Raw genomic sequence first — 16,815 nt, forward strand, 5'->3', positions numbered from 1 at the left:
CCGGACGGGAAAATCAGGTAATGGCAACAAAAACGAAATCGGCAGCGGCAGGCAATTCCGGTGAAACACCTCAGGACGGACCGCTGCTCGATCTCACGGATCAGTCCGTAAAGGCGATGATCAAGGCCGCGAAAAAACGCGGCTTCGTCACGCATGATGAAATCATCAAGGTTCTGCCCGAGGAAGAATTCACGTCCGAGCAGATCGAGGATGTGCTGGCGCAGCTTTCCGAAGTGGGTGTCAACGTCATCGATAACGAGGATTCGCCCGAGGACGAAGACGAGGCCCGCGCCAAGGAAGACGGCGACGCCGCCGATGAGGACAAGGACGAGGATGATGATGACGGCGGCAAGGCCGTTGCCGCCAAGGGATCAACCGCGGTCACCGGACAGAATACGCCGTCCTCTGCCGACCGCACCGATGATCCGGTCCGCATGTATCTGCGCGAGATGGGCACGGTGGAGCTTTTGTCGCGCGAAGGCGAGATCGCCATCGCCAAACGCATCGAGGCCGGCCGCAATGCGATGATCCGCGGCCTCTGCGAGAGCCCTCTGACCTTCGAGGCCATCATGGTCTGGCGCGAGGAAGTGGCCGAAGGCCGCGTGCTGCTGCGCGATGTGATTGATCTCGACGCCACCTATGGCGGCAAGAACCCGCAGCCGGACTATTCCGAGACCGGCCGTCCCGATCAGCAGCCTGGCGGCAAGCCCGAGGACAAGCCCAAGCCCAAAATGCCCGAAGGGCATGAAGAAAAGCCCAAGGACGATCAGACCGAAGGTGAGACCAGCGACGAAGATGATGACGATGACGAGGAGGGCGTAAACCTTTCCCTCTCCGCCATGGAAGCCGAGTTACGCGAAGAAGTGATGGTCACGCTCGACGCGATCGCCGCTGACTTCACGGCCTTCCGCAAGCTTCAGGACAAGCTCGTCACGGCGCGCGTCGAGGGCAAGGACCTCACAAAGCAGAGCCGTGAAAAATACGAAGAGCTCGAAAACCGGATCGTGACCGAGCTCAACAGCCTGCACCTCAACAATGCCCGGATCGAAGCGCTGGTCGAACAGCTCTATGCGATCAACAAGGAATTGATGGCGCTGGAAGGTAAGCTCCTGCGCATGGCGGATGCCCATGGTGTTCCGCGCACCCAGTTCATGGAAGCATATTTCGGGAACGAAACAAATCCGAACTGGCTGGATGACTATAAGAGCAAGTCAAAGGCCTGGACCCGTTTTATCGAGCGGGAATCGGTCGAGGTGGAGAAGGTCCGGGAAGAGATTTCCGAGATTGCCACCCGTTCCGGCGTACCGGTGGATGACTTCCGGCGCATCGTGAAGGCTGTCCAGAAAGGTGAACGCGAAGCGCGTATCGCCAAGAAGGAAATGGTCGAAGCCAATCTTCGCCTGGTTATTTCGATTGCGAAGAAGTATACCAATCGCGGCCTGCAATTCCTTGATCTGATCCAGGAAGGCAATATCGGCCTGATGAAGGCGGTCGACAAATTCGAATACCGCCGGGGTTATAAATTCTCGACCTATGCGACCTGGTGGATCCGGCAGGCGATTACCCGTTCCATTGCCGATCAGGCCCGCACCATCCGTATTCCCGTCCACATGATCGAGACGATCAACAAGATCGTCCGGACTTCACGGCAATTCCTTCACGAATTCGGCCGCGAGCCGACACCGGAGGAGCTTGCCGAGAAGCTCGCCATGCCGCTGGAAAAAGTGCGCAAGGTGATGAAGATCGCCAAGGAACCGATCAGCCTGGAAACGCCGATCGGCGACGAGGAAGATTCCCATCTCGGCGATTTCATCGAGGACAAGAATGCCGTTCTGCCGATCGACGCCGCGATCCACGCCAATCTGCGTGAAACCACGACGCGTGTGCTCGCCAGCCTCACCCCGCGTGAGGAGCGTGTGCTGCGGATGCGCTTCGGTATTGGCATGAATACCGATCACACGCTGGAAGAAGTCGGCCAGCAATTCTCGGTGACCCGCGAACGCATCCGGCAGATCGAAGCAAAAGCCTTGCGCAAACTCAAACACCCGAGCCGGAGCCGCAAGCTGCGGAGCTTCCTGGATAACTGATGCCCGCGCGGGCGTCATTCCGGATATGAGCCGGAATCTGGAGCATACTGCGCGGCCCACCGGATCAACCGGTGGGCCGCTCTGTATTCAGCCATAGGAGCAATATATGACCGGCATCACCATTCGCGCTGCGCGTCCGAAGGATGCGGCGGCCATTGCCCGCCTCTCGGCCGAGCTCAATGAAGTCGTCAACGACTCGACCGAGCACTGCACGCCGGAAAACATCAAGGCGACACTCTTCTTCGACGACACCAGCTTTCATGTGCTGGTGGCTGAAAAGGACGGCGAGCCCGTTTGTCTGGCATGCCTTCCTTTTCGTCCCACCTACGCAAGGCTCTGAATGATGACCCGGTCAATTTCATTCTTTTGCGCTTTGCTGGCCGTCCCCCTGGCGGTGGTCCTACTTGCTTTGGCTCCCCACGCTTTCGGCCAGGACACGCCCGAGCCGGACGGCGAGATTGTGCTGGAGGAGGCGGCGCCTACCGATACCGCCATCGCGCAGCGCATCGAGACGATTTTCGGTCAGATCGAGACCCTGGCGGATGTCGAGGCCTCCGTCACCGCAGGCGTGGTCACGCTGACCGGCGAGACCCTGACCGCCGAGGCGGCCGAGCGGGCGATGGCGCTGGCCGGCCGGGTGCAGGGCGTCGTCACGGTGGAGAACCGCATCGAGCGCGATGTCTCGGTCAACACCCGCATCGCCCCGGCAGTCGGTGCGCTGGAGGCGCGCTTGGAAGGGATGGTACGTATCGCGCCGCTGATTGCGCTGGCCGTGGCGGTCTTCGTAGCCCTCGCGCTACTCGGCTGGCTGCTGTCGCGCTGGAAAGGGTTGTGGCGGGCGATCACGCCCAACCGCTTCATCGCCGACCTGCTGGGCGGTACGGTGTTCGCGCTGCTGCTGATGCTAGCCTTTGTGGCGGCCTTGAGCCTGCTCGACGCAGCGGCTTTCCTGGGCGCACTGCTGGGCGCGGCCGGCGTCATTGGCCTCGCCATCGGGTTCGCGGTTCGCGACACGATCGAGAACTATGTCGCCTCGGTCATGCTGTCTGTACGCCAGCCCTTCCGGCCGAACGACCATGTGGTGATTGACGGTCATGAAGGCCGCGTGATCCGCCTGACCTCGCGCGCCACCATATTGATGACGTTGCAGGGCAATCATCTCCGCATTCCCAATGCGACCGTTTTCAAGGCGGTGATCCTGAACTACACGCGCAATCCCGAACGCCGCTTCGAATTCGGGCTGGGCCTCGATCCGGACGAGGATCCGCTCGACGCCATCGAGACCGGGGCCGGCGCGATGGCCGCGCTCGATTTCGTGCTGTCCGATCCGGCTCCGCTGGGCGTGATCGAAGAGGTGGGGGATTCCACCATCAATCTCTTCTTTGCCGGCTGGGTCGACCAGGACCGGGTCGATTTCGCCAAGTCGCGTTCGGCCGCCATCGCCGCGGTCAAGACCGCCCTGGAAACCGCCGGCTTCACCCTGCCCGATCCCGGCTACCGGGTGAGTCTCGAAGGTGCGGTGCCCTCAGGCATGCCCACCGAGGCGGCCCCCCGGGCCATACCGTCCCGTCCGGCCCATTCGGAGACCCACCCCGACGTCGCGCCTGACACCGCCATTGCGCGCCGCGTCGCCGAAGAGCGCCGCGAGGGCGATACCCCCGACCTGCTCTCCGAGCAGGCCCCGACCGAGTAGGAGCGATCATGACTGCCCCCGATCTCAAAGTACGTGCCGCGCGACCCAAGGACTCTGAAGCCATTGCGCGCCTCTCGCGCGAGCTGAATGAAGTCGTCAACGACTCCACCGAGCACTGCACGCCGGAAAATATTCGCAGCACGCTCTTTTACCACGATGCCAGCTTCCATGTTCTGATTGCCGAGAAGGAGGGCCTGCCCGTCGGTTATGCCGTATGGCACGCCTATTATGACAGCGGTCACGGTGGCGCCGGGGCATGGTTGGCGGAAGTTTGCGTGGGCAAGGACGGACGCGGCGAGGGCGCCGGCCGCGCCCTGTTCGAGGCGGTCGTCGAGGATGTGCGCGACAGCCCGGCCACCTTCATGATGTGGACGAGTTCGGAAACCGACGCCGCCGAGGCGCTTTATGAGAGCTCTGGCGGTAGCTCCAAATCGGTCAAACGCTGGGAATTGAACGGGTTGTAGTCAAATGCCGCAGACCGTTCTGACGCTATCCACCTCGGGGCCCGACCTGTATGATTTTACCGCCTCTGCCGCCCGCTTTGTTGCTGAGACTGCAGGCAGGGAGGGCCTGCTCACCTGCTTTGTCCGGCACACTTCCTGTTCGCTCCTGATCCAGGAAAATGCAGATCCGGATGTGCGCCGCGATCTGGATGAATTCTTCCGCCGCCTGGTGCCGCCCGGAGACAGCGCGTCCATGTCCTGGCTCCGCCATACCGCGGAAGGACCGGATGACATGCCGGCCCATATCAAGGCCGCGCTGACCGCCTCCTCGCTCTCCATCCCGGTGACAAATGGCCAGCTGGCACTCGGCACCTGGCAGGGCCTTTTCCTGTTCGAGCATCGCGCCCGCCCGCATGAGCGGGAAATTGTGTTGCATCTGTCCAAATGAAAACGCCGCCCGGCATGGGGCGGCGCATTCGATGGCATTTGCGGCCGCGTATCACGCAGCCTTACGGGTGTCCTCCCCGGCAATTCCGCCGAGCGCTCTGCCAGCAGCAGATGCATCGGACCGCTCCGCAATGTCGGCGAGGCTGACCATTCCGACCAGGCGCTTGTCTTCATTCACCACCGGCAGGCGGCGGACTGCGTTATCGGCCATGTTGCGCGCCACATCCGCGGCATCGTCACCGGCACGGCAATACAAGACGTCCTGAGTCATTGCAGACTGGACCGGCTGGTCGCAATTAAGGCCTTTGGCCACGACATTCCTGACTATATCCCGGTCGGTGATGACGCCGATCAGCTTGTCGTGCTGATGAACCGGCAAAATACCGACTTCATTTTCCGACATGATCACCGCCGCGTCGTGGACGGTCGCGTCCGGCGTCGTGATATGCGCCTCGGGGGTCATGATGTCTTTGATTTTCATGCTTGCACTCCTTTCATAACTGAATGGGTACAGCCTCCGACGTGGGAAATCGTAATGCGGTGTCAACCACCGGACTTTTGAGGCCCTCCTGGATTCCGGACATCAATTCATATGAGAACGGGCGGTCCTGCAGGGACCGCCCGTTCTCGAAGAATGGCCGTCACCGTCAATAGCCGAGCGAGATCACCCGGGCGCACTGCCCGGCCTCGAACATGTTTTCATATCGCGTGTAATCGACTTCGGCACAGGCGGCATTGTCCGGGTCCATCTGATAGCGTACGAAAATATTCGATTCATCCGCGCGGTATTGAAGCAGGAGCGATGTGGCCGCGGCGATACCGCCGGGTTGGTTTCCGCCGGTGAAGGTCATGGCAATACCATTGCAATGGAAGACCAGCCCGCTTTGCGCCATCCAGATCCGGAAGACGCGGCAGGTCGTGAATTCAGCCGGTGTCACCGGGGCGTAGCTCCCCTGGACGCGGGCCGGCTGCTGAGCAGGCTGAACGCGTTGCTGTGCCTCCGCAATCGCTGTGAAGCCAGCCAGTGTCAGGCCGAAGGCCAGAGCGGTCGTCGAGAGTATCCGTTTCATTTCAGTCTCCGTTTTCGGGTCGAATGTGCTGGATCCACGGGCTGGAGGACGTCGCCGCCTGAAAACCATAGGGTCGCCATAACCTTATAGTCTCTCCAGCCCGAAGATTGGAGCATTAATCGATCAGCACTCCGTCATGCGGTCGATGGCGTCGTCGGCCAGGCGTTCCCGTGTCGTCCGGCGATCCCGGTTGCGGTCGTTGGCCCTTGAACCGAAAAGCGCCCCGGCAAGAGCATTGGCAGCTTCCCGGCGCACGACATTGCCAATCGTCGGGCAGTCCGGATCATGCGCGGCTTCCTGCGCAAACCGGTTGTCGATTTCGTCGGGTTCGACGCCGGCGCTGGCATTTTTTACTTCCGTATAGTTGAGCGACATTTGCTCCGCAGGAAGCGCAGCGCTAGCAGCCTGAGCATGTTGAACCGCTGGCAGGATCAGCCCCGCCTGGGGCGTGTTTCCAGAGATTTCCGCGCGGTGGGGTGGCAGGTTGTCGGCAGCAACCGGAAAAGAGATGAGAGCAGCAGCCGCCATCATGGTGCCGGAAAAAATCATGCGTTTCATTACAGTTTTCCTCTTTCAGGGACCGCGGCGCGATCCCTGTCTTGATGTTGAAGGGTGGGGGAGCAGGCAGCTCCTCAGAGCTGCCTGACTGGAGGGTAACGGCTAGTTGCCGTCACTCCGCGGGCTGTCCTGCAGGGTATCCATGTAAGCATCCTGCGGTTCGGCGTCGGCTTCCTGTGCCACGGAGTTATCGATCTCGTCCGGCTCGATACCGCCGGCCCGGTTTTCAAGGCCGGTGTAGTTGATCGTCCCCTGGTCTGCGGATGTTTCGTCCTGTTCAGACCGGACTTGTTGAACCGCCGGAAGTAACAGTCCCGCTTGTGGCTCGGCCGGGCCATTAACGGTATCGCGGCGGCCTCGACGCACCGGAGCCGGCCGGTCCTGTTTGGACACATCGGCCATCTTGCGGCCGTCATTATTGACATCGCCGGTCGCGACATGGACCCCGCCTGTGTATGCGGCCCGCGGCCGGCCGCCGCCATCATTCGCGGGTGTTCTGACCCTCTGCGGGCGGGCACGGGCCGGCGGCTCGCTTGTGGCGGGCGGTTGACTGTTGGCGCCACGGGCCGTTGACGTGCCGCGTGCCCGGTTCGGGACAGGCGCGGTCAGCGTGTTGGCCCCGCCAACCGAGGTGATGACGTCCTGGATGTCCGGATCGCCATGGTAGAAGATGTGAACCGGTACTTCGATGGCGCGGAGGCCCGCATACTCGCCAGACGTGCTTTGGCTCTGATAGCTGCACCAGCCGACCGCGTTCAGCGTGATTGCCGTTTCGAACACATCATCCACACGAAGGAAGTCCGCTTCGCTGCCGGCCCCTTGCTCGACATAGTGATCGAGGCGGCCTTCGACGTATTCGACGGGATTGAAGGTGCCGAGATTGAGTCCTCCATTCCAGCTTGACGGCAGGTCAAGCGTGGTCTGGATGGAAAAATTCTCCAGCGTGTGATTGCCATTGAAAGTCTGCGTCTGAGAAGCTCCCCATGTGCCGAGTGGAAGCAGGTCAGCACCATTGGGTGCGGCAACCACATTGGCATTGCCGAACAGGATGCGGGCCCGAAGCGCGCCGGTCTGGCCCTGGTTGAAGGATTTGCACCACACTTGGCCGGTCACATGGAATTCCGGATCATCCGATACCATCCGCAAGTCACGGTCAGCCGGATCGGTCGAGTTTGACATATTGCGGACCGAGATATTCACGGCCGGTATGTTTGACGTCACGATGATATCGTGCACAGCAAAGCTGAAATCGGTTTGATCAGCAATAACCGGGGCAGAAAGGGCCGAAAGCGCAAGGCTTCCGATCAGGGTATGTTTCAGGCTCATATTTTTCTCCATTGAGCTGGACCGGCTCGTCCCTCAACGAAAGCGCGGCAGTAACGGCGCGCTCTTTGACGCGGTCTGCAGCCTTCGCCAAGGTGCAGGCAGGCACAACAACGCGCTCCCGGGGTTGCACCTGCATGCAACTTTGTTGCATCGGAATGCAACCCGTGACAAAATTTCTGGATGGGATCGATATCTTTCTCCGAAAAGCTCCGCATGGTGCTGAAATCACTGTCGATCAGCCGGGCCGGACTGGCGGCCGGGCTGAATGTCGACAAGTCACTGGTTGGCCGCTGGGCATCCGGCGCGGTAAAGCCCTCCGAGCATAATCTCTCCCTTCTCACCCAGTTTATCGCCGAGCGGGTGGACGGTTTTTCGATGCTGGACTGGGATGCCGATATCGGCGCTTTTTCGGCACGGCTCGGCGTGGATGGCCCTGTCAGCGACATTTCCATGCGCAACTGGTTGCCTGAAGCCTTGCTGGAAGAAGCCACGCGGGGCGCAAAGAGACGGGCGGTCTCATATGACGGGATCTGGCGCTCGACACGCTTTTCCAGCGATCTGCCCGGCCGTTTCCTGCACGACATTACAATGATCCGCTCCAATGAGCTCGGTGTCATCGATTTCTCGTCCGGTATAGAGGGCATCCGCTACCGGGGCCGGGCGCTGCTCTTGCAACACCAGCTTTTCTCCATGGCGGCGGACGAGGACAGCGTGACCATGATGTTCGGCATTTTCAACGGCGTGGCCCGGCAAAAGGCGGAGGTGCTGGACGGGCTGTCAATCGGCACCTTGCGCGATGCCGGCAGTTCACCTGCCTGTTCGGCGGTCATCATGCACCGGATTTCGGATCTGACCGGTGATGCCGCCAATGACGAGAAATTGTTTGAGGCCTCGGTGGCAGCGCAGAACCCGCTGGCACCTGAAGGGTCCGTGCCGGACGATATCCGCGCGCACCTCGAAAACACGGCAAAGGGCTCCCCCGGCCTGATGCGGATGTTCTTCCAGAATTCCATGGCCCGCGGCCCCGTTCTGGACTCCGGCATATCGGGCTGAACAATCCGGCCAGCCGCGCTAGACTGCAGGCTCTGATTCGCATCGAAAAGGGCTGCTGCCATGTCGACCGACCGCACGCTGGGTTCCAAATCCAACAAATCCAAATATGACTGTTATGACGATCTCGCCGACAATGAGCCCTACTTCGTCATCCGCGCCGATGATCCGTTGTCCAATGCGCTGGTCGAGCTGCACGCCTATATCGGGGCCGGTCAGCCGGGCGCAGCGCATAACAAGCTGGCCGAGATCATGGAGCTGACCCGGGATCGTCCGCCGCGCCCGTCCGACAGCCCGAAATACCGCGAGACCTTCGCCATTTCCTCGGCGATGGAGAAGTGGCGGGAAGGCTAGATAACGCGTCTACATTCAGATGTTTGAAGCGTAAGACGGCCTTATGGAGTGACCGCATCCAGGCGCCATGAAAACCCCGTGGATGATTGATCGTGAAATACGCTGCGGATCATGACGCCGGGCTGCCCGCCTGGCGTTTCGGTTGCCTGTTCACCGTCCACGCCGGTATCGACTTCATGCCAGGTTGAGCGGGCGAATGCAGGGGCAGCGGTATAGTCGACAACCCAGGCGTTCTCATCAGGGTTCCAAGAATAGGTCATGACACCGACCCCGCGCGGCGAATACGTATGATTGATGAAACCGTGCCCGTTCAAATAATACTGGCCGCGAACCTCGGTTGAGTACGACACCGGCTCTTGCCCGGGATTTGTCCGCACATCATTGCACGCAAAATATCCGACCATGAATTCATAGTCGTCCAGCGCTTCTGCCGCGTCCGGATTGCGCTGGCCAAATGGATGCGCGGCGCTCGGTTCGTATGCGTTCTGAAGGGTGGGTGGCAAAGGGCTTGCCACCTGTATCGCGGCCGTCATGGCGGAAACAATAATCAAACCCGGCATCTGCGCCTCCTCTGCAGTTCAACGCGTGCCGGGATAGCAGCACAGGGTTGGCGGTCTTTCCATGGCCTTCACGGGGATGTGACGGGTGCCGCCTGCGTAAAATGCCTATCCCTCATCAGAGAGCTTGCCCGGTGCCGGGTTTTAGCCACGGCTTCAGCTCTGCCTTCCAGCCCGAAGCTGCCGCAATGGCGGCACGCTGTTTCAGATCGAATTCGGCGGTCAGCACGGCTTCATCGCCTCCCGCCTCCGCCAGCAGCCTCCCGTCCGGTCCCGCAATAACGGAATGACCTCCATACCGAATTCCGTTTTCGGTTCCGCACCGGTTGGCCAGTATGGAATAGACGGAATTCTGCCGCGCCAGCACCCGCATTTCCCAAGCAAAAAGATCCAGCGGTTCGCCTGCGAGATTGCAGGTCGGCGTGGCAATGATCTCGGCACCCTGCAGGGCGCAGGCGCGATAGCTCTCCGGAAAGTGCCGGTCGTAACAGATCACAATGCCGACTCTGCCCGCGGCGGTGTCGTAGACATCGAAGCCCGATCCGGACGCATAATAGTCCTTCTCCCAGAAATGCTCGAACTGGGCGATATGCACCATTTTTGAAATACCGAGCAGCCGCCCGTCGGCATCAAAGACCGGTGAGGCGTCAAAGCGTGTGCCGTCCTCGTCCTCGAAATAGATATTGGCCACGGTCACGATACCGTTGGCTTTTGCCATGTCAGCCAGTGCCGCAAATGCGGGATGGCCGGTCGTCATGGCATAGTGGCCGGCATCCTCATGGCGGCGGACCGGAAAAAAGGGAGACAGCTGGACCTCGGGGAATACCGCCAGCTTCGCGCCGGCGCGCGCTGCAGCGCCGAGCAACCGCCGGGCGGTTTGCAGATTGTCACCGATATCCGGCGACATGGCATATTGCAGCGCGGCAAGGTGGGTCATTGGCTATCCTCGTTGCAGAATTCAGATGAAGCACTATATCCGCGACGCCCTATGGGTTATATGCGCCGCAACATCTTGAACGGACCGGGTTCGCCATGCGCCTGAAAATGATGAAATCCAAGCTTCACCGTGCCGCGGTGACCGAAGCCGATCTTCACTATGAAGGCTCGATCTCGGTCGATATGGATTTTCTCGAAGCATCGGGAATCCTGCCTTATGAGCAGGTCGATGTGCTGAACATCAATAATGGTGCCCGCTTCACCACCTACACCATCCCGGCCCCGCGCGGCTCGCGCAAATTCGGCATCAATGGTGCTGCGGCCCGTCTTGCCCAGGTCGGCGACCGGATCATCGTCGTCGCTTATGCCGAGATGGAGGCGGCCGAGGCCGAACGCCATCAGCCCGGAGTTATCGTGTTTGATGAGCACAACCGGCCGGTGGAAGCGCCTGAAGCTGCTTAAGATTATCTAGACTCATTTCAGATAGGGTGTCCGGAACAATCAATGGCTTCCGGAGCAAAAGTGACTTTCCGCGTCGATAAATCCATTATTGATCCGCCGGGTATTTTCCAGGCCTGTCTTCACGGATCCAATGATTACCGGATCAGCATCGAGAACGCGCAGACACTCGTGCGGCGCTTTTCCACGGCTCCCCTCAATGGCGTGATTATCGATTATTCCGGCTGCACACTGGGTCATACCATGCAGCAATATAGCGATATCGCAGCGACATTTGGCGATGGCCTGCCGGACGGCCTGCCCTTTGCCTATGTCTTCAACGAAAAGCAGGTCGCCCACGTCCTTTTCATGACGCGTCTGTTAACCGGAAAATCCCTCCAGGCGCGCGCCTTCCCGTCAATGGAAGAGGCGCACGCCTGGATTATTCCGGCGGCCGGATTGTATCGCGAAAACCGCGAACAGGCCGCTTAGTCCGCGATCGCATAAACGCCGTTGATGGTCACCGAAATGGTCAGCTGACCGGCGGCGACGGGCGTGGCCGAGTCCATGCTTTCCAAGCGGGCAAAATTCGCCATCGGTTGCGGACGGAACCCGCCGCTTTCGGAAAACTCCAGCAAGCCACCGAGTTCGATCCCGAGAGCACCGGCATAGAGTTCCGCAATGTCCTGCAATTCGGCCACGGCATTCAGGCGGGCCTGGCGGCGTGCCGCGCTGTCATCGTCCACCCCGAAGGTCACGCCCTGGATCTGGTTGGCGCCCGAGCTCACGAGCGCATCAATTGTGGCACCGAGGCTGCCGAGTTCATCGACGCGGGCGGTGACGGTATTGGTGGCCTGATAGCCGGTAATGCGGCGCTCTGCACCGTCGGAATAGTTTGACCACACCGGATTGATCTGAAGGTTGGAGGTCTGGATATCCTGACGCGCGATGCCGGCGTCTTCCAGCGCGGCAAAAACACGGTTCATCGCCACCGAATTGGCGTTCAGGGCTTCAACAGCACTGCGCGCCTCGGTGACCACACCCGATTGCACCGTCGCCATATCCGGCGTGATGTGTACTTCGCCTGTGGCCGACAGCGACAGCCGGCCGGGCTCATCATCCTGCGCGAGAGCGGGCGCGGCGGGCAGAATAAGTGCGGAAGCAAGAATAAGAGCACGAAGCATGGAAATCTCCTTTTTGGCGATTGATCTGACTATAACGCATGAAGCAGGGGTTTGGCTCCATTATGGCGGAGATGTTCATGTCACCGTCATCACCGCTTGGCGGATCGCTTGCGGACCGGTATTGCTCTGATCACTCCGGTGAAACGGGGGCCTGTAGCTCAACTGGTTAGAGCTGGCGGCTCATAACCGCTAGGTTGGGGGTTCGAGTCCCTCCGGGCCCACCATTATTCAATCGTTCAATATCTCCCATAACCCCGATTCCGGAAATTACATCTCCGCCCGCAAGGGGGACGCATGGCCGCCCAATCCCGTCTTGCCGGACTTATGGTCTCGCGTATATCCGGCGCCAGAAGTGCAAGTCATTCCGAATTGCATAAACCGTACTGGGAATAGGGAGACTCTCGATGAGGACGCTTTTACTGTCTGGAGCGAGCATTTTGTTTGCAGGCGCTGCAATGGCGCAGGACTATAGCTATGCCGGCAGTGATGGACCGGATAACTGGGGCGGAGTTTGCGCCGCCGGTATCCAGCAATCGCCAATCGATATTACAGGCACGACTGAAGCCGAGGCGATCATGCCAGCCATTGCCTGGCAGACGGCAGATGCGGTCGAGCTCACCCGCAACAGTCTGAATTTCACCGCGCATACCGATGCCGGCGCGCTGATCCTCAATGGCACGCGTTATGATCTGATCCAGTTTCACTTCCATTCACTGAGCGAGCACACCGTGGAGGGCGAAGCCTATCCGCTGGAAGTCCATTTCGTGCACGCCTCGGAAGACGGCAACCTTGCCGTGGTCGGGGTCTTCTATGAGGAAGGCGAGGAAAATGCCGAGCTGGCGGCCTTGTGGAATGCCATCCCCGCCGCAGGTGAAACCGGAAATGTCGAAGGCCTGGAGCTCACGAATTTCCTGCCATCCAGTCTCGACGGTTACCGCTATTCGGGTTCGCTGACGACACCGCCTTGCGCGGAAATCGTAGCCTGGACCGTGCTCTCCGAACCACTGGAAGCGTCGGAAGCTCAGATTGAAGCTTATCAGGGCCTGTTCGGCGACACGGCCCGTCCCGTGCAGCCGCACAATCGCCGCTTCGTCCTCGAAAACGATTAATGGCAATGCCTGCGGCCCTGACTGCAGGGCGGCAGGCTGGCCATGGCCTGTAAACACGCTAATCTTCCCGGGAAGCATTCCGGGGAGATTTTCGTATGCGCCACTGGCTCGTCACTGCCGCCGTCCTGACCACATCATCCTTGGCGATGGCGCAAACCGCACCGCCATCGGAAGTGCTGGCGATTCACGACGTCGTCGCCGATGTGTCGGCGGAGCGTATCGGATCGGACATTCAGACCCTGGTCGATTTTGGAACCCGCCACACGCTTTCGGAAACAGAGAGTGAAACCCGCGGCATCGGTGCCGCCCGACGCTGGATTTTTGCAGAATTCGAGCGCATCTCCGCCGATTGCGGCGGTTGTCTCGAAGTCATCTACGTATCCGACACGATTTCCGGCGAAACACGCATCCCCGAACCCACTGAAGTGGTCTCCGTCCTCGCCATCCAGCGCGGCACGCTGGACCCGGACCGCTATGTCATGATGGCGGGCGATATCGACAGCCGCGTCACCGATCCGCTGGATGGCACGTCCGACAGTCCGGGGGCCAATGACAATGCGTCCGGCGTCGCCGGCGTTATGGAAGCTGCACGGGTGTTGTCGCAGCACGAATTTGCCGGCTCCATCATCTACGCGGCCCTGTCCGGAGAGGAGCAGGGCCTGTTCGGCGGCCAGATCGTTGCCGCCCATGCGCTGGAGCAGGGCTGGCGCATCAAGGCCGTTCTCAACAATGACATGATCGGTAATATCGCCGGCATTGACGGCGTCATCGACAATTCCACCGCACGAATCTTTTCCGAAGGCACGCGCGCGACAGAAACCCCGGAAGAAGCCATCACGCGCCGTTTCCAGGGTGGCGAGGTGGATAGCCCCTCGCGCAATCTGGCCCGCCTGATCGACCGCGTGGCCGATCAGTACATACCCAATCTGGACACCATGCTGGTTTACCGGCTCGACCGCTTCCGCCGCGGCGGCCACCATCGGCCGTTCAACGAGGTCGGCATTCCCGGCGTGCGCATCATGGAAGTGCACGAGCATTATGATCGCCAGCACCAGGATCTGCGCAATGAAGACGGCCGCCATTACGGCGACACGATCGAATTCGTGGATTTCGATTATGCGGCCAAGCTGACCTCTCTGAACGCCGCAGCGCTGGCCATGATGGCCGGAGCGCCGCCTTTCCCGGCCAATGTCGAGATTGAAGGTGCGGTGTCACCGGACACAACCCTGCGCTGGTCAGCACCGGATCCGGATGCCGCCGCCAATCTGGCCGGTTACCGCGTCTACTGGCGCTATACCGACCAGCCGCAATGGCAGTATTCCCGCTTCGTCGGCAATGTCACCGAATACACGCTGGAGAATGTCGTCATCGACAATTTCTATTTCGGCGTGGCCTCGGTCGCAGAAGACGGCTCTGAAAGCCCGGTGGTCTTCCCCGGCGTAATGGGCAGTTTCGGGGAGTAGACATTATTCAGGCGCGGTAACGGCGGCGCTTGTCACACTCCTCACAACGCCATTGGCATCACGAAAGCGAAGAAACACGCGCGCGCTGCCGGGATTGAAGTTGATCGCCGATCCTGCCTGCGCACGGGCAAAGACGGCGAAAAACTTCGCGTCTGATCCGAACACGCTCGTGACCTCGGCGGATCGCGGTGCCAGGCAACCGCCCTGAGGCCCGGTCTCACAGACCTGAAGCGTGAGTGGTAGATTCGCGCCGCCATCATCTGCCGTGACGGTTATGGTCGCTTCTTCCGTACCCGCAGAGCCATCACCTGCACCGATATTCACTGCTGCTGCGGACATGAAGCTGATTCCGCCGCTGCCGGCGATCCGGATGACGCCATCGGCAGACGGTGTGGCCGAGATTGAAAGGATGTCCGGGACGGGCACCGTATCAATGGACAATGAGAATGTATTGACACCGGGCACACCCTGCAGCTGGGCATTTTCGCAACTGACGACAGGTGCGAATACATATCCGTCAGCTGGCGTTTCCGTGGATGGGCTGATCGCCAGCACAAACGAAGCAGATCCCGAAGCGGCAAGATCAAAGACCGGATTGGGTGGCCCAATGGCCGTATTGCTTGAGTCGACCCGGCGGTACCGCAGATTTGCCGGCGCGTTGTCAGGCGCGGCAATCGTGCAGCTTTGTGCAGGCGTTGACGCACGGCTGACGACAGACGCGAACACGGTCACATCGTTTCCACCCACATAGGTGGACCGGGCTCCGGGAAGGACGGCGGCGACAATTCGCCCGTCAGGAACGGTGTTCAGTGTAAAGCGGGCCGTCAGTTCGGTATTCCGCCCGATATTCCAGCTGCAAGTGCCAGATTGTCCGAAACACGGACCGTCCGACCAGCCGGCAAAGGATGAGCCGGATTCGGCCTGACCGGAAGCAGATACTGGCGCGTCGAGACGGAAATTTGCCGAGCAGCCTGAAGGACCACCGGAACAGCTGAGCCCGGCAGGATTGCTGCTGACCTGGCCGCCGCCCAATCCCAAAAAAGCGACATCAGCCTGAGCCGTAGCAGCTGACCGGATATAGGTCGCATTGAACCAGCTGCTCCAGACGCCCCCATTCTGCTCCTCCATGAACTGGACCATTGCTGTTTCGGATTGAGGCGTCCAGGACGCACGAAATGGAGCTGTCCGGCCATTGTGATAGACAATATTGCCCAGCATGCTCATGGCGCCGTTGGATGGAGATGCCTGCCCTGTCATATCGATGAAAATGGACGGGCTGATCCAGACCTGACGCCATTGATCCGTGAAGGGGTCATAAAAGTTATAGGACACACCGGTGTCATTGCCGCTCGCCTGCCAGCGTTCCCGGATCAGACAGCCTGATTGCAGGCTGGAAAGGCGGTTTCTTGCAGCGCCGACCTGCCAGTCACCAGCAGCGAAGGCAAAATCACTTCGGTCTGCAAGGCCCCAGCATCCCGGTTGGCCAGGTTGATACTCAGAAGCGGAAGGCGCAGCAGGTGAGTCAGGGTCGCTTGCGGCGGGACGTGCTGTCAGGGTTCGTTCCACAACCCAGCTATCCGAGCTTGTGCTGCGGCGCTCGAAAACCTGTTGCAGGCGACCATCGCCATTGGCTGAAACACTCCACCGGCGTTGTGCGAAAGTCTGGGTTTCCGGCTCGAACAGATTTCCCGACAAAGTCATAGTGCCGCTGGTGAAACTGCCGCGTAGATCGGCGATTTCCGTCGGGCTGATATGTAGCTGCCGCCAGGCCGAAAGACCGGGGTCGTAGACATTCATGGACTGAGCGGTATCGCCGCCCACGCCGGTCCAGACCGCTTCAATCAGGCAGCCAGCTTCCCATTCTGTGACGTCCTGACGTCCCAGAAAGGCCCCGGCTTCCGAATAGATATTCCAGCTACCCACCCAGAAATCGAGTTGCTGGCGTGAAGACTGATTGGCGCAACTGCCGGCCGTTTGAGCGGTCGCGGTGCCGGATATCAGACTCACAACACTAATGAGGGCGATCAGGAATAAAAAATGACGGACTGAAATCTGGCCAGCATGAAACATGCCACCCTCCTATTGTCGCGCCAAGCATTC

19 protein-coding genes and 1 tRNA gene are annotated in these 16,815 nt (G+C 60.2%); 12 read left to right on the forward strand and 8 right to left on the reverse strand.

The window, feature by feature from the left end; translation table 11 throughout:
- The first annotated feature begins 20 nt into the window (after window positions 1-20).
- The 5 genes from rpoD to DBR16_RS03105 all read left to right on the forward strand — a co-directional run bounded on the left by rpoD (window position 21) and on the right by DBR16_RS03105 (window position 4,671).
- Window positions 21-2,087, forward strand: coding sequence for an RNA polymerase sigma factor RpoD (gene rpoD / locus DBR16_RS03085; protein WP_109259752.1), 2,067 nt, complete (start codon window positions 21-23; stop codon window positions 2,085-2,087).
- Between the two features lie 106 nt (window positions 2,088-2,193).
- Window positions 2,194-2,427 carry a GNAT family N-acetyltransferase gene (locus DBR16_RS03090; RefSeq protein WP_109259753.1) on the forward strand — a complete coding sequence of 78 codons (234 nt, stop codon included), beginning with the start codon at window positions 2,194-2,196 and terminating at the stop codon, window positions 2,425-2,427.
- A 3-nt stretch (window positions 2,428-2,430) separates the two neighbouring features.
- The gene (locus DBR16_RS03095; RefSeq protein ID WP_161539390.1) at window positions 2,431-3,780 is read left to right on the forward strand and encodes a mechanosensitive ion channel domain-containing protein; all 1,350 of its coding nucleotides are present in this window, start codon (window positions 2,431-2,433) and stop codon (window positions 3,778-3,780) included.
- Between the two features lie 8 nt (window positions 3,781-3,788).
- Window positions 3,789-4,244, forward strand: a complete 456-nt coding sequence (locus DBR16_RS03100) for a GNAT family N-acetyltransferase (RefSeq protein WP_109259755.1) — start codon at window positions 3,789-3,791, stop codon at window positions 4,242-4,244.
- 4 nt (window positions 4,245-4,248) lie between these two features.
- On the forward strand, window positions 4,249-4,671 hold the full coding sequence (locus DBR16_RS03105; protein ID WP_109259756.1) for a secondary thiamine-phosphate synthase enzyme YjbQ: 423 nt from the start codon (window positions 4,249-4,251) through the stop codon (window positions 4,669-4,671).
- A gap of 51 nt (window positions 4,672-4,722) precedes the next feature.
- Here the strand turns inward: DBR16_RS03105 and DBR16_RS03110 are convergent, their stop codons facing one another.
- The 4 genes from DBR16_RS03110 to DBR16_RS03125 form a co-directional block, all read right to left on the reverse strand.
- Complete coding sequence (locus DBR16_RS03110) at window positions 4,723-5,151, reverse strand: CBS domain-containing protein (RefSeq protein ID WP_109259757.1); 429 nt, start codon at window positions 5,149-5,151, stop codon at window positions 4,723-4,725.
- Window positions 5,152-5,317: 166 nt separating this feature from the next.
- A complete protein-coding gene (locus DBR16_RS03115; protein WP_109259758.1) occupies window positions 5,318-5,740 on the reverse strand; it encodes a hypothetical protein in 423 nt (140 codons plus the stop codon).
- 123 nt (window positions 5,741-5,863) lie between these two features.
- Window positions 5,864-6,298, reverse strand: a complete 435-nt coding sequence (locus DBR16_RS03120; protein ID WP_109259759.1) for a hypothetical protein — start codon at window positions 6,296-6,298, stop codon at window positions 5,864-5,866.
- Window positions 6,299-6,400: 102 nt separating this feature from the next.
- A complete protein-coding gene (locus DBR16_RS03125; protein WP_109259760.1) occupies window positions 6,401-7,624 on the reverse strand; it encodes a hypothetical protein in 1,224 nt (407 codons plus the stop codon).
- A 180-nt stretch (window positions 7,625-7,804) separates the two neighbouring features.
- On the opposite strand from DBR16_RS03125, the gene DBR16_RS03130 reads away from it, so the two are divergent.
- Together DBR16_RS03130 and DBR16_RS03135 are read left to right on the forward strand one after the other, a co-directional pair.
- Complete coding sequence (locus DBR16_RS03130) at window positions 7,805-8,677, forward strand: helix-turn-helix domain-containing protein (RefSeq protein WP_109259761.1); 873 nt, start codon at window positions 7,805-7,807, stop codon at window positions 8,675-8,677.
- A 60-nt stretch (window positions 8,678-8,737) separates the two neighbouring features.
- Window positions 8,738-9,028 (forward strand): aspartate decarboxylase, encoded by a 291-nt coding sequence (locus DBR16_RS03135; protein WP_109259762.1) that lies wholly within the window; start codon window positions 8,738-8,740, stop codon window positions 9,026-9,028.
- A gap of 41 nt (window positions 9,029-9,069) precedes the next feature.
- Here the strand turns inward: DBR16_RS03135 and DBR16_RS03140 are convergent, their stop codons facing one another.
- Together DBR16_RS03140 and DBR16_RS03145 are read right to left on the reverse strand one after the other, a co-directional pair.
- Window positions 9,070-9,588 (reverse strand): hypothetical protein, encoded by a 519-nt coding sequence (locus tag DBR16_RS03140; protein ID WP_109259763.1) that lies wholly within the window; start codon window positions 9,586-9,588, stop codon window positions 9,070-9,072.
- A gap of 115 nt (window positions 9,589-9,703) precedes the next feature.
- Window positions 9,704-10,522, reverse strand: a complete 819-nt coding sequence (locus tag DBR16_RS03145; RefSeq protein WP_109259764.1) for a carbon-nitrogen hydrolase family protein — start codon at window positions 10,520-10,522, stop codon at window positions 9,704-9,706.
- 95 nt (window positions 10,523-10,617) lie between these two features.
- Here DBR16_RS03145 and panD point away from each other — a divergent pair, with 95 nt between their 5' ends.
- Together panD and DBR16_RS03155 are read left to right on the forward strand one after the other, a co-directional pair.
- Window positions 10,618-10,983 carry an aspartate 1-decarboxylase gene (gene panD / locus DBR16_RS03150; RefSeq protein WP_109259765.1) on the forward strand — a complete coding sequence of 122 codons (366 nt, stop codon included), beginning with the start codon at window positions 10,618-10,620 and terminating at the stop codon, window positions 10,981-10,983.
- Window positions 10,984-11,025: 42 nt separating this feature from the next.
- The gene (locus tag DBR16_RS03155) at window positions 11,026-11,451 is read left to right on the forward strand and encodes a hypothetical protein (protein WP_109259766.1); all 426 of its coding nucleotides are present in this window, start codon (window positions 11,026-11,028) and stop codon (window positions 11,449-11,451) included.
- On the opposite strand, the gene DBR16_RS03160 is transcribed toward DBR16_RS03155, so the two are convergent.
- Window positions 11,448-12,143 carry an SIMPL domain-containing protein gene (locus tag DBR16_RS03160; protein ID WP_109259767.1) on the reverse strand — a complete coding sequence of 232 codons (696 nt, stop codon included), beginning with the start codon at window positions 12,141-12,143 and terminating at the stop codon, window positions 11,448-11,450. The two genes, DBR16_RS03155 and DBR16_RS03160, sit on opposite strands and share 4 nt — an antisense overlap.
- Before the next feature lie 147 nt (window positions 12,144-12,290).
- Between DBR16_RS03160 and DBR16_RS03165 the strand changes: the two genes are divergently transcribed.
- The 3 genes from DBR16_RS03165 to DBR16_RS03175 all read left to right on the forward strand — a co-directional run bounded on the left by DBR16_RS03165 (window position 12,291) and on the right by DBR16_RS03175 (window position 14,715).
- Window positions 12,291-12,367, forward strand: a tRNA-Ile gene (locus DBR16_RS03165).
- A gap of 231 nt (window positions 12,368-12,598) precedes the next feature.
- Window positions 12,599-13,252: a carbonic anhydrase gene (locus DBR16_RS03170; protein ID WP_233347545.1), complete on the forward strand. Its 654-nt coding sequence runs from the start codon at window positions 12,599-12,601 to the stop codon at window positions 13,250-13,252.
- A gap of 95 nt (window positions 13,253-13,347) precedes the next feature.
- Window positions 13,348-14,715, forward strand: a complete 1,368-nt coding sequence (locus tag DBR16_RS03175; protein ID WP_109259769.1) for a M28 family metallopeptidase — start codon at window positions 13,348-13,350, stop codon at window positions 14,713-14,715.
- Between the two features lie 3 nt (window positions 14,716-14,718).
- On the opposite strand, the gene DBR16_RS03180 is transcribed toward DBR16_RS03175, so the two are convergent.
- Window positions 14,719-16,785 (reverse strand): hypothetical protein, encoded by a 2,067-nt coding sequence (locus DBR16_RS03180; protein ID WP_109259770.1) that lies wholly within the window; start codon window positions 16,783-16,785, stop codon window positions 14,719-14,721.
- Window positions 16,786-16,815 lie beyond the last annotated feature (30 nt).

The organism is Hyphobacterium indicum, assembly GCF_003129605.1.
GTDB lineage: Bacteria > Pseudomonadota > Alphaproteobacteria > Caulobacterales > Maricaulaceae > Hyphobacterium > Hyphobacterium indicum.